The organism is Paenibacillus sp. BK033, from assembly GCF_004345425.1.
GTDB lineage: Bacteria > Bacillota > Bacilli > Paenibacillales > Paenibacillaceae > Pristimantibacillus.
The window spans coordinates 167,924-184,136 of sequence record NZ_SLVP01000007.1; the positions used below are offsets into that span (position 1 = coordinate 167,924).

At 52.9% G+C, this 16,213-nt stretch carries 13 protein-coding genes; 3 read left to right on the forward strand and 10 right to left on the reverse strand.

The window, feature by feature from the left end:
- Positions 1-63: 63 nt before the first annotated feature.
- From EV294_RS21780 to EV294_RS21800, 5 genes are all read right to left on the reverse strand, one after another.
- Entirely contained in the window at positions 64-834 is a 771-nt protein-coding gene (locus tag EV294_RS21780; protein ID WP_243711755.1) for a carbohydrate ABC transporter permease, read from the reverse strand.
- A gap of 75 nt (positions 835-909) precedes the next feature.
- Positions 910-1,842, reverse strand: a complete 933-nt coding sequence (locus tag EV294_RS21785; protein ID WP_132310654.1) for a carbohydrate ABC transporter permease — start codon at positions 1,840-1,842, stop codon at positions 910-912.
- A gap of 508 nt (positions 1,843-2,350) precedes the next feature.
- Positions 2,351-3,949: a response regulator transcription factor gene (locus EV294_RS21790; RefSeq protein WP_132310656.1), complete on the reverse strand. Its 1,599-nt coding sequence runs from the start codon at positions 3,947-3,949 to the stop codon at positions 2,351-2,353.
- Positions 3,942-5,696: a sensor histidine kinase gene (locus tag EV294_RS21795; RefSeq protein ID WP_207918173.1), complete on the reverse strand. Its 1,755-nt coding sequence runs from the start codon at positions 5,694-5,696 to the stop codon at positions 3,942-3,944. Before EV294_RS21795 ends, EV294_RS21790 begins: the two co-directional genes overlap by 8 nt.
- 56 nt (positions 5,697-5,752) lie before the next feature.
- Positions 5,753-6,892 (reverse strand): glycoside hydrolase family 88 protein, encoded by a 1,140-nt coding sequence (locus EV294_RS21800; protein WP_132310658.1) that lies wholly within the window; start codon positions 6,890-6,892, stop codon positions 5,753-5,755.
- Between the two features lie 293 nt (positions 6,893-7,185).
- Here EV294_RS21800 and EV294_RS21805 point away from each other — a divergent pair, with 293 nt between their 5' ends.
- Positions 7,186-8,634: a family 43 glycosylhydrolase gene (locus EV294_RS21805; RefSeq protein WP_132310660.1), complete on the forward strand. Its 1,449-nt coding sequence runs from the start codon at positions 7,186-7,188 to the stop codon at positions 8,632-8,634.
- Between the two features lie 179 nt (positions 8,635-8,813).
- Here EV294_RS21805 and EV294_RS21810 read toward each other — a convergent pair whose 3' ends face one another.
- The 5 genes from EV294_RS21810 to EV294_RS21830 all read right to left on the reverse strand — a co-directional run bounded on the left by EV294_RS21810 (position 8,814) and on the right by EV294_RS21830 (position 14,398).
- Positions 8,814-9,578, reverse strand: coding sequence for a response regulator transcription factor (locus EV294_RS21810; protein WP_132310662.1), 765 nt, complete (start codon positions 9,576-9,578; stop codon positions 8,814-8,816).
- Positions 9,559-11,397: a sensor histidine kinase gene (locus tag EV294_RS21815; protein WP_132310664.1), complete on the reverse strand. Its 1,839-nt coding sequence runs from the start codon at positions 11,395-11,397 to the stop codon at positions 9,559-9,561. The genes EV294_RS21810 and EV294_RS21815 overlap by 20 nt, the downstream gene beginning before the upstream one ends.
- 75 nt (positions 11,398-11,472) lie before the next feature.
- Complete coding sequence (locus EV294_RS21820; RefSeq protein WP_132310666.1) at positions 11,473-12,504, reverse strand: TRAP transporter substrate-binding protein; 1,032 nt, start codon at positions 12,502-12,504, stop codon at positions 11,473-11,475.
- A gap of 101 nt (positions 12,505-12,605) precedes the next feature.
- A complete protein-coding gene (locus EV294_RS21825; RefSeq protein WP_132310668.1) occupies positions 12,606-13,901 on the reverse strand; it encodes a TRAP transporter large permease in 1,296 nt (431 codons plus the stop codon).
- Positions 13,901-14,398, reverse strand: coding sequence for a TRAP transporter small permease (locus tag EV294_RS21830; RefSeq protein WP_132310670.1), 498 nt, complete (start codon positions 14,396-14,398; stop codon positions 13,901-13,903). The genes EV294_RS21825 and EV294_RS21830 overlap by 1 nt, the downstream gene beginning before the upstream one ends.
- Before the next feature lie 199 nt (positions 14,399-14,597).
- Between EV294_RS21830 and EV294_RS21835 the strand changes: the two genes are divergently transcribed.
- Both EV294_RS21835 and EV294_RS21840 read left to right on the forward strand, forming a co-directional pair.
- Positions 14,598-14,915, forward strand: a complete 318-nt coding sequence (locus tag EV294_RS21835; RefSeq protein ID WP_132310672.1) for a cupin domain-containing protein — start codon at positions 14,598-14,600, stop codon at positions 14,913-14,915.
- 278 nt (positions 14,916-15,193) lie between these two features.
- On the forward strand, positions 15,194-15,997 hold the full coding sequence (locus EV294_RS21840; RefSeq protein WP_132310674.1) for an alpha/beta hydrolase: 804 nt from the start codon (positions 15,194-15,196) through the stop codon (positions 15,995-15,997).
- Positions 15,998-16,213 lie beyond the last annotated feature (216 nt).

Here is a 16,213-nt window from a genome sequence, read left to right on the forward strand (position 1 = left end):
AACGATCGTCCCATTTTGCCAAGTGTATAATTTTGAGGTGTAACGAGTACTTTTTTGACTACCTTACCCTTTCACGCCGCCTAGCGCAATCCCGTTAATGACCTGCTTCTGCATGATAATGAAGATAGCCAGAAGAGGGATAATCGCCGACAAGGCCGCCATCATCATAATCGCATAGTTATTCGTGTAATCATCCCGGAACAGCGTAATGCCAAGCGGAATCGTGTACAGCTTTTTGCTCAGGAGGAAAATAAGCGGGTTCTGGTAATCGTTCCAGGTCCAGATAAACTTGATGATCGCCACTGTCGCCAAGACGGGCCTGCAGAGCGGAATCATAATCGAGAAGAACGTCCGCAGATGTCCCGCGCCGTCGATGCGCGCCGCCTCCAAATATTCATCGCTGATATCGGACATGAACTGCCGCAGCAGGAACGTGAAGTAGATCGAGAACATGCTCATCAGAATAATCGCGGCATGCGTATCGTACAGCCCCAGCCAGCGGATGATGAGAAACCGAGGAATCAGCGTCGCTTGATCGGGAATGATCATAAAGGACAGCATCGCCAGAAAGATCATGTGACGTCCACGGAAGCGCAGCTTCGTCAGCGCGTAAGCCGACATCGAGGAGATCAGCAGCGTAATAACCGTTGTGATGATGGCAACCTTCAGGGAGTTCCAGTAGAAATCGTAAAACGGAACTCTTCCCATCCAGACGGATTTGAAGTTGTAGACGAGGTTTATTTTCTCCGGAATCCACTGGATCGGGAAGCGCATGACATCCTTCTCGAACTTAAAGGCCGACGAGACCATCCAGACCAGCGGGGTCAGGAACATCAGAGAGAATGCTCCGAGCAAGACGGTAAAAATGCTTTTTGACAGTTTTGTTGTCACAGGTAGTCCCTCCCTTTCTTAATCCTTCCCAAGCTTCCACGTCGCCGCCGTAATGATGCCGATAATGGCGAAGAGCAGCCAGGAGATCGCAGAGGCATAGCCCATATCATAATTGCGGAAGCCTTCTTCGTAGATCCGGTAGACCAATACGGTAGACGAATTGTTAGGGCCGCCTTCCGTCAGGTACGAGATGATGTCAAATACCTTAAACGATCCGATCAGCATCGTAATCGCAAGGAAAAAGGTCGTTGGACGCAGCAGAGGCACCGTGATCCGGAAAAATTTCTTCAGCGGGGACGCCCCGTCAATCTCGGATGCTTCGTAAATTTCATTCGAGATGTTGGTCAGACCCGCGGTATAAATAATAATCGTGTAGCCGAGGCTCGCCCATGTGCCGATGATCGCGATGGAGAGCAGCGAGGTCTTCGGATCAACCAGCCACTTCGGCGGAGCGTCAATGCCAAGCTGCATCAGCAGCTGGTTAATCGGACCGAGGGACGGATGCAGCAAAGCGCTCCATACCGCGGCAATCGCGATGATCGACGAGATGTACGGGATAAAGAAAACAACCTTGAAGTAGCTTTTCAGAAAAACGCTGTTATTGATAACAACGGCCAGCACCAGCGCAATCGCGATCGGAATCGGCACCGTCATGACGGTGTACAGCAGATTGTTTTTCAGCGCCTCCAGGATGGCCGGATCACGGAACAGCTCCTTGTAGTTGCCAAGCCCGATCCATTCGATACCGGGAAGGCCGGATAGCATGTCCCATTTGGAGAAGCTCAAATATAAGGAGAACCCTAAGGCAAAGACGTTTAACAGCAGCATCCCGACAATCTCGGGAATGAGGAATAACCAGCCGACCAGCGCCTCTCTGCGCGACGGCGTCCAAAATCTTTTCTTGGCTGCAGCCGCATGGCCGGTGCCCGCCGTTTGTTTGACGACTTCCATACCATCACCTCAACTCTTATGTTGAGATCATAATAAACGATCGAGCCGGTTTGTAAGCGAAGTATTCTGACCCGATACAGGGAAGATTTTGACCTTTTTTGAGGCGGAGCGGCGAGGTACCGGCAACGCAAAAAAGCCGCGCTCGAGGCATGGCCTTTTCCGGGTATAGCAAGGGCTTGGGAATTGGCTGGACTGCTCTTATCAGCCCCTCCCAACCTACATTGCATAAATTACATCCTAATACGCTCAAATCGCGCACTTCGGCTGCGTACGATGATCGAAATACAGCATATTGGACTGAATTGGAGTTCTTAGGCCCGTTTTGAGAGAAATATACTGCAAAATATACAACATCATTCTTTTTACTAGGTCAATAGGCGGCATTATGCTGTAATACGTGCAACGTAAAAACCAGGCATGACCCGGGCATGCAAAATGCCGCTGTAAGGAGCGGCATCTTGGAGAGAAATCTATGACTTAACATTCCGTTGATATCATGTTTGCGGCATTATGATTTGCGGACCAGCTGATGCTTTTGCTTGAACTGGCTTGGGGTGAAGCCGATGTACTTCTTGAACACCTTCGAGAAATAAGCGCGGTCGGAATAACCAAGCCCGACGGCAAGCGTCTCGAGCGTCTGGCCGGAGCTCTTCAGCATGTTGGCGGCGATCTTCATTTTGTACTGGTGCACATAGTCCGTAAAGCTAAGCCCCGTCAGCCGTTTGAAATAACGGGAGAAGTAGCTTGGGTTCAAATATAAGTACTGCGCGATATCAATGGACGTAATATTGTCCGACAGATGATTGTCGATAAAGGCTTGGATGACCTGAAGCCGCGGCTCCCGCGATTTGGCAGAGCCTCCGGCATGCCCAAGCTGATCTTGGGCAAGTCGCTCCAGCCGGCCAACGGCCAGCTCCAGCGCATCCTCCATCGTTCTTGCCGCATCGATATAAGCGTAGACGTCCTCTTCCGCTTTTCTCCGCGGGAACAGGATTTCGGCTTCGCGAAGCAGCTGAACAAGCGCCTCGGTCCATTCCTCCGGCTCAATCCGGCGGCTTGCCGCCTCCTGCCCGAAACGGAGCAGCACGCCTCGCATCTCCCCGGTATTCTTCTCGAGGACGGCGCGCTCAAGCTCGCCGCGGAATGCCGAATTAAAGTCCGGCGGCACCGGGTAGAAGAGCTGGCCGAGCAGCTGCGAAGACGATGCCGCGGCCACGCGGCCCGCCCGGTAAAACTCCGGCTTGCCGCTTCTGATCTGCTGATAGACGGAGCCTGCCGCTTGTAGCACAAGCTTGTCGGTGACCAGAACGATCTGCAGCGTAATCCGAAGGTACGCGGCCACCTGGCGAAGCAGCTCGTCCAGATACGATTGCAGGTAAGCCTGATCATTCCCGGCCAGATTCGGACGGTAATTGTACAGCACCATAAAATGATCCTGATCGATAAACGGCGTAATCTCTTTATAGGACTGGGCAATTTCCAGGGCAATATTGTAAATGGCGTACCGGATCAGCGGAATGTTGCTCCGGTTGTAGAGCAGTTCGAAATCCGAATACCGAAGATGAATCATCCCCATCATAAAGCACGCATACGGCCACTCGATTTGGGCGCGCGAAGCATAGGCCCGCGTCTTCTCCAGATCCGCTCCGTCCATAATCATCTGGAATAACGCTCGTTTTTGCAGCTCGATGCTATAGGCATCGGAATCCGGGACTTCTTCCGTCTTCCGTCCCTTCATACGGGTAACCGATTTGCGAAGACTCTCCTCCAGCTGGTCGGCCGTCAATTGATCCTTGATCAAATAATCGTCGGCATCCAGCTTGACCGCCTGCTGGGCATAATGAAATTCCTCGTGGCAGGTCAGAAATATAATTCTCACGCCCGGTTTTATTTCCGCGAATTCGGCGGCCAGCTCGATTCCGTTCTTCTTCGGCAGCCCGATATCCGTAATGACGATATCCGGCATCGTCTCCTTGAACAGATGCAGCGCCTTTACGCTCGAGAACGTGCTTGCGGCCACGTGCAAATCAAGCTGCTCCCATTCAATCATCTGCTGCAGCACTTTAAGCATCGGGACATCATCATCAATCAGCATGACTTTATACATGGGATACCTCCTGTCCGGACGGACTTGGAATCGGAATGGCCAGAATAACGGTAATGCCGCCTGCGGCATTGGAGCTCAGCTTCATCTCCGCGGAGCCGTACGTCAGCTTGAGACGCTGAATGACGTTCCTCAGTCCTACCCGCTCGTAAGGGACATACTCCTCCGCGTCCGTGTCTATGTCCGGGGAAGCGTTTAATTGCCTGTTCAGCCAGGCAAGCTGCTCCTCGTCCATGCCGCAGCCATCGTCTTCGATTGCCACGTAAATACGGCCTTGCTCCCGGTAAGCATGAACAACGATATGAAGCAAGTCTTTCTCGTCCAGACCGTGTACAATCGCATTCTCGACTATAGGCTGAAGAACCAGCTTGGGCACAATCAAGCTCTTCAGCTCCGGTTCGATGCGGGCTTCAATAGATAGCGGCATTTCGCTTCGGATCTTCATTATATCGACGTAATAACCAAGCAGCCGGCACACTTCCTCCAGCGAGGATGGCGTATTAACCTTCAGATAGGCCCGCAGCAGATTCATTAACGAGTCGACAATGCCGCTATGCACTTGGTCCTTGCTAAGAATAAGACTGCATTTGATCGAATTAAGCGTATTGATCAGAAAATGCGGCCGGATTTGCATAAACAGGGCTTCCAGCTCCATGACCCTCTTTTTCTCCTGCTCCTGTTCGATATTCGTAATCAGTACTTCTATCTCGTCCAGCATTCCGTTAAAGGAATGCCCAAGCTCCGCAATATCGTCCCTGCCCTTTACTTCAAGCCGCATATCGCGGTTCCCGAGCGCGAACTGGCGGGCAACCCGCTGCAGCTTCTGAATCGGACTATGCAGCCTTCTGGCGAACAATAGCGAAATAACCGAGAACAGCAGCGTAAACACCAGCACTAGTCCGATTCCGATATAAAAAGCGCGGGAGATTTGGCCAAAGAGCGAATCCTCGGACGTCTCGTAAGCCAGCTTCCAGTCGGTTTTGTCCAGCGTTAGCTGCGTCCGAAATACGGAATCCGGGGTGCCTCTTGGCTGAAGCCGAACATCCGGGCTGCCCGCAATCGGTTTGCCTGCCCCGTCAAACAATGCAATCTGCCCGAATTCGACCCGCTCGAGCAGCTTTTCGAAATAAGCAGCCTCAATACCGACAAGCAGCACGGCGCTGTAAGGCTTGCCTCCTCCATCCCCTATCACTCTCGCCAGATAATACGTGCCGGCATCATCCGCACTGTCATGAAGGAGTCCAAGATATTGCAGAACCACCGGCTTCGAGGCATTTACGTTCTTGAGGAGCGGAACAAGCTTGCTGTTGATTGCCGCTAAATTCTCCGAATCCGGCGACAGGATAAAGTTCGCCCGGTTGACCAGATACATATGAATGCTATTGTTCAGCGGCTTGGATGTAATCATGGAGAAGCTGTCTTTTATCCGGATAAAACGGGTATAGTCGGTATACGTATTCAGCCTGCTTGTATCCGCGAACAGATTAAGGGATGCCCGCAGCTCCGAATCGTTTACGATATAATGCGAGGCAAAGGTCACGTCATCGATCGTCCGGTCGATCTCCCCGACAATAACGTTCAGCATGCTGTTGTTGCTGATCTGAAACTTCTCTATCATGTTCTGCTTCAATAGCGTGTATGAAATAACCGAAACGGCGAGGATCGGAAAAATAATAAACAAGAGAAAGGACAACTGGATTCTTCGGTAGTAGGTTAATCTCGTCATGGCCGCACGCGCCTCTTTCCCCATACGATATATCCTCATTGTAGCAGTATCGGTTTACCGGGAACATCCCCAAGGAATGGTTAGTCCCGATCCCGTTTCCTCTCATGCCAATAGCCGCCGATTCCTCTCTCAAGCCGAAGCAAGGCCTCCAGATAGAAATAGTCTCCCCAGATCATAAAATCATCCGGCGCCAGCCCGCCCCGCACATGATAAGAGCCATGTTTCAAAAGACCTTCCGCTTCCCTGTCGCCAACCGTCGAATAGTTGGAAACCAGCGATTCCATCGAACGCTGCAGCCCGTCGCGCAATTCGTCAAACGCGGCATCGTGCGGATTCAAATGCGACAATAATTCCAGCAGGCCGGCTGCCGCAATCGCGGAGGCCGAGCTGTCCCGATACTTCGGCTGCTCCTCCGGCAGGTGGAAGTCCCAATACGCCACGCCGTCCTCCGGCAGATGCTTAAGGAAATAGACCGCCATCCGCTTCGAGGTTTCGAGGAACAACGGATCGCGCGTATAACGATAGGACAACGCAAAACCATAGATGCCCCAAGCCTGTCCGCGCGTCCAGGTCGAACCGTTGCCGAAGCCTTGATGCGTGGCTCCGCCAACCGGTTCACCCGTCTCTTGGTCGAAGAAAAACGTATGATAAGAGCTGTCGTCGCCTCTTACCAGATACCGTCTGCTTTTTTCCGCCTGGGCTTTGGCCGCTTCTTTATAGACCGGATTGCCCGTCTGCTCGGACGCCCAATATAGAAGCGGCAAGTTAAGCAGACAATCGATTATAATTCTTCCGCCTTCCACCGGATCGCCTTCCGGTCCCCAAGCCTGAAAATAAGCTCCCGCCTTGCGCCAGCGCTTCATCATGACGTCCGCGGCCGCAAGCGCCAGCTCTTTCGCCGCCTCGCTTCCGTCAACGATCCATTCCGCCTTCGCGGATAAGGAGTACAGGAAGCCGATATCATGATGGTCCAGCACCACGTTGTCCTTCAGTCTCTGGCGGAAGCTTGCCGTTGTTCTCCTCGCCGCTTCTCTTAATCTCTCGTCTCCCGAATATTCATAGCCGAGCCATAACAGCCCGCTCCAAAAGCCGTTGGTCCAATCGTTGTTCCCTATTAACGCATAACGGCTGCCTTCTCCAACATGAGGATAGGCCTCTTTGAATCTATCAACATTGCTCGTAATCGTGGCGATTGCCCCGTCAATTGCCGTCTTCCACATGTCCTTTCGCCCCTTGCCTTGCGATTTTCCACTATCGTAATCGAATGCGGGAGCCCACGGAGCGACAACTTTTGCTTCGAGCGTGTAAAATTTTGACCTTTTTCCGCAAACGTTCGACCCGAAAATCACTCCGCATGAACCAGTCATATTCCGTGAAAGCGCTTGTAAACATATTAGAGTCGGCGGGATGCGGTCATCCGTCTTGACCGGCTGAAGGGAGGGATGAAACGGGTTTCATGTTTCTCGCGCAACCGAAAGGAAGAAAACCAATATGGAGCGGAGGCTGTTGGAGGATGAGTCAAATTCGCGTGTTATCCAAGCTTATGGCGTGCGTTGCGCTGCTGTTAGCCTTAGCGGTTACGGCGCTGCCAAAGGTAACGAATGCGGCCAGCGTTGCGATTACGAACGGTCCGGTATGGTACGATACAACGGGCGGAACGATACAAGCCCACGGGGGAAGCATTATTAAAGTCGGCTCCACCTATTACTGGATTGGCGAGGATAAGCTGAACAATTCGGCCAACTTCTCTCATGTCGTCTGCTATTCCTCTACCGACCTGAAGAATTGGGCTTGGGTCAGCTATCCGCTCAAGACCACTTCCGCCTCCGAGCTTGCCTCGAGCAAAATCGAACGACCAAAGGTCATCTACAACTCTTCGACCGGGAAATACGTCATGTGGATGCATTACGAGAACGGTTCGGATTACAGTCTTGGAAGAGTAGCCGTTGCTTCGAGCTCTTCGGTCTGCGGAGACTATACATACCACGGCAGCTTCCGACCGATGAACTACGAATCGCGCGACCTGACCGTCTTCAAGGACGATGACGGAACGGCCTACCTCGTCTCCGCCTCCAACAAGAACGGCGGCGCGAACGATTCGATGGCAATCTTCCAGCTCAGCTCCGACTACCTCAGCGTGGCTTCCTTCAAAACCTGGTACGCGGACAACGGCTACCGGGAAGCTCCCGCCGTTGTGAAGCAGGGCGGCAAGTATTTCCTGATTACCTCGCAGGCTTCCGGCTGGTATCCGAACCAAGGCGGTTATTCGACGGCCACTTCCATGGCAGGACCTTGGACGGCCGTTCAGCCGCTTGGCAATCCGTCGACCTTTGCTTCCCAATCAACCTTTATTCTGCCGATCCAAGGAACATCTACAACCTCCTATCTCTACATGGCTGACCGCTGGAATTCGAGCGCATTGGGGGACTCCCGGTATATCTGGCTTCCTTTAACGCTAAACGGCTCAAGCGGCACGGCCTCCCTGGAATGGTACAGCAGCTGGAATCTGGATGCGGCTGCCGGCTCCGTCACCTATCCGTCAACGCTAACGAATCTGTCGCAAGGCAAGACGGCAACGGCCAGCTCATCGGCTTCCGGTTATGCGCCAGGCAGCGCCAATGACGGGAACTACCAGACCAGCTGGAAAGCATCCGCCGTCACTTGGCCGTCCTGGTGGCAGGTTGATCTGGGCTCCTCCAAGAACGTCAGGGAAATCGATATTTCCTGGTACATGGTGAAGGGCTCCGAGGGCTATCATCAATACAAGATCGAATACAGCACCAACGGCACCAGCTATACGACGATCGACCGAACAAGCAATAAAACGTACGGCTTCACCACCGACAGCTTGAATATTACCGCAAGGTATATCCGAATCCAGCTCGTTAACGCCGTGCTCTGGAACAACCCGAGCAACTGGTATACGCCAACCTTATGGGAGGTAAAGGTGCTGGGCAGCTAACCGGGAATAACAAAGAGAGCGGCCACGCGGGTGGAAACCCGCGGCCGCTCTCGTATTCCGGCTACTGCGGAGCCGGCGTGCATGGAAGAAACAATAGACTTTATTCCGCCGGGCTATCCGATTTCCGCGCGAAAGCCCGTTCCCCCGAAGGAAGAACGGGCTTTGCCGACGGACGCCGTTTAATTCCGTTGTACCTGCTCCTGCCTGCGGAAATCAAGCGGGCTTTTCCCCGTTGTTTTCTTAAACGTGCTGCTGAAATAAGCAATGTCGCTGTACCCCAGCCTTTCCGCGATTTCCGATATGCGAAGCGAAGTGCGGGCGATCAACATTTTCGCTTCTTCAAGACGCAGCCCGGCTACGTAATCCGTAAAATTCCGTCCGGTATGCTGCTTGAAATATTGGCTTAAATAGCTGGCATTCATATGAACCTGGGCGGCAAGCCCGGCCAGGCTGACATGTCCGGGACGCTCGTGAATGAGCCGGAGCACCTGCTCCATAATCTCGCTATGCCCTTCTTCCGCCCCTGCCGAAGAGGAGGCCTGGGAGATTTCGCGCTTTTTCTCCCGATCCTTCATCCATTTGCCCAGCGCAAGGGACAGCTCTTCGGCCGCTACCGGCTTCATCAGATAATCGATTACGCCGCAGCGTAGCGCCTTGCGGGCCGCCTGAAAATCATCGTACCCGCTTATAAATACAACCGAAGGGCTTTCCTTTAATCCCGCCAGCCGCTCGATAAAAGAGACGCCGTCCATTACTGGCATCTTCACATCGGCCAGCACGATATCGGCCGTATGGCTCTGCAGCCAATCCAAAGCCTCCAGGCCATGCGTGCATTCCTGCACGATCCGGAAGGGCAGCCCGGTCTCCCGGAGCACCTCCCGAAGAACGACTCTTACCCAGCGCTCATCCTCCACCACCAATACGCTATACGGAGATTGATTCATGGCTGCTTTCCTCCTTCAGCGGCAAAGTAATCGTAACGGTTGTTCCTTCCCCAGCTATGCTGCCGAGCCGTAAGCCATACCGTTCTCCAAACAAATGCATGATGCGTCGATGGACATTAATAATGCCGATATGCGCCCCGTCCGTCGACAGCTCCTTTTCTCTCAAATCCAGCTCGATTTGCTTCAACCGCACCGGTTCGATCCCGGAACCCGAATCGGCTATCGTAATGGCGTAATCCGAACCGTTAAAAGCTGCGGAGATGGTTATCGTCACCTTGGAGGTACCCGTCTCCGTGCCGTGGATGACGCAATTCTCGACTAATGGCTGCAGAGAGAACTTGGGAATATGCTGCTCGAGAGCATCTTCCGGAACGTCGATGCGGTAATGCAGCTTTTCCTCGAAGCGGAACTTCTGAACGTCCAGGTACATGCAGCAAATATTGAGCTCTTCGCGGAGCGTGACAACCGGAGATGCATGGCCTAGATTATAGCGGAGCATCTTCGCCAGCGAAGTTACCAGCTTGGAAATATCCGTAATGCCATGCTCAAGTGCCATGCCCCGTACCGTTTCCAAGGCATTATACAAAAAATGCGGATTGACCTGGGATTGGAGCACCTTCAGCTCCGACTCCTTTTGCCTGAGCGACAAGTCGGCTTCTCTCAGCTTGGCGCTATACACTTCTTTCATCAGCTGCTCCACCTTCTCGACCATCTGATTAAAGTCGTTTGTCAGGATGCCGATCTCATCTCCCGATTCAACCTTTGCCCGCTCCGAGAAGTTGCCGTCCTTCACTCTTTTCATAAAAAACTGCAGCTTTCGGATCGGCGCGACAATACTGGCCGCAAAGCCAACCGCCAGCAGATAAGCCATAACCAGCGTAATCAGCACGGTAAGCCAAATCGTCCGTCCGATATAAGCAACGCCCCGGTTCAATTCTTCATTGGGCATGATCGTTACAAGATGCCAGTTCAAATAGGAAGAACGATTAAACGTATAAAACGGTCCCTTCCCGCTCTGGAAGTAACCGTCATCGTTCCGCAGCATCCAATCGGCGTATCGGAAATCCGCCTTGCTTCCGATCATGGACGGATCCGGATGGTAAATATACGCGCCTTTCTCGTCCAGAATCGCCATGTAACCCGAACGGCCAACGGTTACGTTATAGGCGATTTCCTGAATTCGTTTGAAGTTGATATCCATAATGAGCATGCCGATGGGCTCCAGCGTCCGAGGATCGATAATCCGCTTTACGATCGAGATAACCGGTTCCGTACCGCTCCCGCTTCGGCTGGAGAGTCGGCTGATCAGTCTGATATCGCCATTGAGCGGTATGGTATCGTACCAGGGTTCCGACTCGAGCTCCTCGGCATGGCGCATATCGGTATCATTTCCCGTATCGAATATCGCCTTGTTCTCGAGCAGCATCGTAATCCGGGAAATGTCCGGCCGGGAATACGCCACATCCTCGAAGAGTTCCATGATGGAAGGACGAGTCTTCTCCAGGTCAACCGTGTGGTCCATCTGGAGCATGCTCTTCATCTCCGGCTGATTAAGCAGCTTGATCGAATCAATCTCGAAATCCCGGATGTAATATTCGATATGGGATTTCACCTGCTCGATGATTTGCCAGCTGCTGCGGCTGGCGGCCTCCTTGAGGCTGGCCGATGAATTGCTGTAAGAGATAAAGCCAACAACCGTTAACGGCACAACCACCAGCAAGGCCAGAAATACGAGCAGCTTCACCGACAGCGGCCGATTTTTCAGAAAAAGAATCTTGTACAGCGCTTGCCAGATACGGTATGACTGTTTGAGGCGCAACCCGATTCCCCCTTAAATGGACGTATCGCAGAATCCATCGTTGAAGGAAGCCGGGAGATACGCCTCGCTTCTTCGTTATTTGGCTTTCTCGATCGCGTCCAGAATTTCGCTGTAATCGGCACGGTACTTCTCGATAACCGGCTTAACCGCTTCCTGCCAAGGCGTAAAATCGGTTACTTCGGTAATGGTGACGCCGGCCGCCTTGATCTTCTCTTCCGATTGCTTCTCGAATTTGTCCCATTCCGCGCGCTGCGTGGCGACCGACTCCTGCGCGGCTTCGCTGATGATCTTCTTGTCCGCGTCGGAAAGCTTATCCCAGGTAATCTTGCTGATGAGCAGCACTTCCGGCACGCGCTGATGCTGGTCCAGAATCAGATTTTTGGCCTGCTGGTAATGGTTCGACGTATCGTAGCTCGGATAATTGTTCTCCGCCGCATCGATAACGCCGGTCTGCAAGGCTCCAAACACTTCGCCGTAAGCCATTGGCGTTGCATTCGCGCCAAGCGCTTCCATCAAATCGATGTTTACTTTATTTTGAATGACGCGCACTTTAAGTCCCTTCATATCCGCAATGCTGGTAAGAGGCTTCGTCGAGTAGAAATTACGCGCGCCGGAGCTGTAATACGCCAGCCCCTTCATGCGGGAGGATTCCAGACTGTCCAGCAGCTTCTTGCCTTTATCGCTTTCGAGGAATTTCCATAGATGCTCGTCGCTGTTGAAAATATAAGGCAGGCTGAATACTTCGTATTCCTTATTAAATCCGCCCATCGCTCCCGTGCTTACGCGGGTAAGCTCGATTGCTCCCAACTGAACCTGCTCGATGACGGCTTTCTCTTCACCCAGCTGCGATGCAGGGAATACTTCGATTTTGATGCGGCCTCCGGACTTCTCGTTTACCAGCTCCGCGAATTTCCGGTCGCCGACAACCGTCGGATAACCTTCCGGATGCGTATCCGCCAGACGAAACGTATACTTCGGTCCTTCAGCGGCGCTGCTCCCCGTATTCGCGCTGTCAATCGTTTCTTTCGTATTCGAGCTGCAGCCGGCAAGCATGACCGCAGCAAGCGCGGATGCGACCAGAATGGATCCCCATTTCTTTTTGCTCATGACATAATCGCTCCTCTATTTTTGAATTATACGATACGGCCTTTCTTTATGGAAAGCGCATACATAGGTGGAATCGCGTAAATCGTTCCAAATGCACACAGCTACTGCACCAGATGCGGCAGCCACATGACGATTCCCGGTATATAAGTGAGAATCAGCAGGACGACGCATAACACGTAGAAAAACGGCATCATTGCTTTGGTCGCCTGCGAGATCGTGATATTGCCGATCGCCGCGCCAACAAACAATACGGTGCCAACCGGCGGCGTAAGCAAGCCAATGCCCAAATTCAGCATCAGGATAATGCCGAAGTGTACCGGATCCATCCCGATCGAGGTCACGACCGGCAGCAGAATCGGCGTCATAATGAGGATAAGCGGCGCCATATCCATCGGCGCGCCAAGCAGCAGAAGCAAAATATTAATGATGAGCAGAATCAGAATCGGATTATCCGAGATGCCCAGCATCCAGTCCGTAATCATGCCCGGCACCTGCAGATAGGCAAGCACCCAGCTGAATGCCGCGGAGGCCGCGATCAGGAACAGCACCATCGAGACGGTCCGGAATGTTCTTTTCAAGATGACGGTCATTCGCTTCAAAGGAATATCCCGATAAATAAAGAACGTGAGGATGAAGGCATATAGACAAGCAATCGCGCCGCTCTCGGTAGCCGTAAACCAGCCGGTAAAAATACCGCCCAAGATGATCACCGCCGTCATCAGCGACATAAAGCCGTCAAGCAGGATGCGCGGAATATCTTTGCGAGCGACGGGGTCGCCTTTTTCATAGCCGCGTTTGACGGCAAAGACGTAGCTCGTTGCCATAAGCGAAATACACATCAGAATGCCCGGCACGATGCCCGCAAGGAACAGGCTTGTAATCGAGATGCCTCCGCCCGCTGCCAGGGAATACAGAACCAGATTATGGCTGGGCGGCACAACGACGCCTTGAATGGCGGAGGAAACGGTAACGCCTACGGAATAATCGTTGTCGTAGCCTTTTTTCCTCATCGAAGGGATCATCACCGAGCCAATCGAGGAGACGTCCGCGATCGCCGAGCCGGATATGTTGCCGAAAAACATGCAAGCGACGCAGTTCACCATGGCGAGTCCGCCGCGAATGCCGCCTACGATAAGCTGAGCTAAGTTGATGAGACGCAGCGCCATTTTCCCCTCGCTCATGATCTGCCCCGCCAGGATAAAGAACGGAATCGTTAGGAGCGAATAAGAGTTCATGCCTTGAATCATCGTCTGGCCAATCGTGGCGAGCGGTACCTTTAAATAGAGCAGCGTTAGAATCGATGAGCCCGCCAGCCCCAGTGCGATCGGGAATCTCAGCAGGACGAACAGAATAAAGCTCCCCGCCAGAATACAGGTGGCCATTGCCGTGCTGTCCATTATTCATGCCCCCCTAATCCCTTATGCCTTCTCGTATCAATGCCGATTAATTGAAGAATAGCGTAGACGCATACGAGGACGCCCGTAATCGGCATCACGAGGTACAGCAGGCTGTTCGGCCAGCCGGTTGCCGGGAGCTCGGATTCGCTCATCAGCTTCGTAAAGTCCCAGCCGTAATGGAGGAGATAGACGCCAAAGGCGAAGATGGTTATTCCAATGACTTTGTCGAGCACATAGTTAACGGCCTTAGGCAGCTTGGAGGTAAAAGAATCGATTCCCATATGGAGATGCTCCCGGAAGCCAAAGGCGATGCCGAGGAACGAAAACCAGACCATCAGCAGCATCGTGATCTCTTCCGAGCTGTGGAACACAAAGCTGAATACCTTCCGGGTGAACACTTGCACGGTTACGATAATAATCATCGTTACCAGGCCGATCAACGTAACGGTCTCGAGCAGCGTGTCTATCGCAAGCGCAATTTTTTTAAGCGTTTTCATTTATCCTCCCCCTACGTTTTGTAAGGCACATAGCCTGCGTTTTTATTGTAGCGGCGAGGAGCTCGAATCCGTATTTGAGTAATCTTATAATTTTTTGTAGTTTTTTTAGATTCTTCGGCATGGCACTGCCATCTGGATGAGAACTGCGCTACACTGCACGTATAGGCATTCATAAATCCAGCTTGGAGCGTGATTGGATATGAGCAACTTAGGAGTGTGGGAACAAGCCGAGCCCGGCGTCACCCGCTGCATTAAGCAGGCCGGGCAAAGCCTGATGATGATGGAGGTGCATTTCGAGCCCGGGGCCGAAGGCTATGAGCACAGCCATCCGCATGAGCAGATGAGCTACTGCATGAAGGGAAGAATCGCGTTCCGCATCAACGGCGCCGAGACCGTTCTCGAGGCTGGCGATGCGATCACCATCCCCGGCGGAGCAAGGCATGGCGTAACCGCGCTGGAAGCTGCGGTGCTGCTGGATGTCTTTACGCCGGTGCGCGAGGATTTGCTGAAGCGGTAAGAAAAATTCGGCACTGAAAAGCCCGGATCTTATTGATCCGGGCTTTTCAGCTCTGACTCCCGGAATTGCCCGGGAGACAAGCCGATTTTGAATACACGGATGAACGACGTCGGGTTGGAAACCTGTTCATGGACGGAAACGGGTTTATTTTCCCCGAGGGCAAAATCTGCGCGGGTCTATCAAATTGCACAAAATCGAGCGAGAAGCCCGGGTCCAGATAAGCTAAACTTGTGGGAGAGCTAGCACTGGATTAGTTCCGATAAAGGAGGAAATGGATCATGAGACTGGAAACGATGAAGCTTGAAAACAGCAGGCAGGCAACCTTAACCGTCTATTTGCACGACATAACCGAACTAAGAGCGAAACCGCGGCCTATTATTCTAATTGCCCCCGGCGGCGGGTACGGAATGGTGTCCGAGCGCGAAGCCGAGCCGGTGGCCATCGCCTTCTATAATGCCGGCTATCACGCGGCTATTCTTCGATATTCCGTCGGGGAAGATGCGCGGGACATGCAGCCTATGGTTGAGGCGCTGGATTCGATCCGGATATTGAGAGAGCATAGCGGAAAATGGCGGATTGCCGGTGACAAAATCGCGGTCTGCGGCTTTTCGGCAGGCGGACATTTAGCCGCATCAACCGGTACCATGTGGAATGAGCCGGCGCTTATGGAGCGTCTGAACGGTGTCGGGGATCTGGTGAAGCCTAACGCGCTGATCCTTGGCTATCCGGTCATTACCTCCGGGGAGTTTGCGCATCGGGGCTCGTTCCATAACTTGACCGGCTCTCACGAGGATGACGACGCGGCCCGCTTCTTCTCCATCGAGAAAAGAGTGACCAGCGGCACGCCTCCAACCTTCCTGTGGCATACGGAGGACGATTCGGCGGTGACCGTGGAGAACGCCCTGCTCATGATCAGCGCCTTGCGTAAAAATCAGGTACCGTTCGAGTGCCATATTTTCAACAAGGGTCAGCATGGCCTGTCCATGTGCAACGAAGAAGTACATACGCCAAACCCGCACTGCGCACATTGGTTCGGCTTGTGCATCGAATGGCTGGATTCGATCGGGCTGGGGTTGGAATAACGTCGATTTGTAAGTACGGCCAGGGATTTTTGTCCCTGGTCGTTCTTTTTCTTTCTAGGAGGGAACGGAAACTAGATTAAGAGGAAATTTTCGCGTTACAGCTCATGTTGGCGGGGACGCTCGCCCGTTTCCGCCACAAAACCGTCAAACTCTGCCCGTTGTGCATTATTGCCCATTGGGCAATAATATACTTATACAATTGTTGCCCAATGGGCA

Coding starts and splice junctions, on each gene's coding strand:
- EV294_RS21810 (WP_132310662.1), bottom strand. CDS start 9,578: ATGAATCAATCTCCGTATAGCGTATTGGTGGTGGAGGATGAGCGCTGG.
- EV294_RS21830 (WP_132310670.1), bottom strand. CDS start 14,398: ATGAAAACGCTTAAAAAAATTGCGCTTGCGATAGACACGCTGCTCGAG.
- EV294_RS21795 (WP_207918173.1), bottom strand. CDS start 5,696: ATGGGGAAAGAGGCGCGTGCGGCCATGACGAGATTAACCTACTACCGA.
- EV294_RS21800 (WP_132310658.1), bottom strand. CDS start 6,892: ATGTGGAAGACGGCAATTGACGGGGCAATCGCCACGATTACGAGCAAT.
- EV294_RS21840 (WP_132310674.1), top strand. CDS start 15,194: ATGAGACTGGAAACGATGAAGCTTGAAAACAGCAGGCAGGCAACCTTA.
- EV294_RS21785 (WP_132310654.1), bottom strand. CDS start 1,842: ATGGAAGTCGTCAAACAAACGGCGGGCACCGGCCATGCGGCTGCAGCC.
- EV294_RS21805 (WP_132310660.1), top strand. CDS start 7,186: ATGAGTCAAATTCGCGTGTTATCCAAGCTTATGGCGTGCGTTGCGCTG.
- EV294_RS21820 (WP_132310666.1), bottom strand. CDS start 12,504: ATGAGCAAAAAGAAATGGGGATCCATTCTGGTCGCATCCGCGCTTGCT.
- EV294_RS21825 (WP_132310668.1), bottom strand. CDS start 13,901: ATGGACAGCACGGCAATGGCCACCTGTATTCTGGCGGGGAGCTTTATT.
- EV294_RS21780 (WP_243711755.1), bottom strand. CDS start 834: ATGTTCCTGACCCCGCTGGTCTGGATGGTCTCGTCGGCCTTTAAGTTC.
- EV294_RS21790 (WP_132310656.1), bottom strand. CDS start 3,949: ATGTATAAAGTCATGCTGATTGATGATGATGTCCCGATGCTTAAAGTG.
- EV294_RS21835 (WP_132310672.1), top strand. CDS start 14,598: ATGAGCAACTTAGGAGTGTGGGAACAAGCCGAGCCCGGCGTCACCCGC.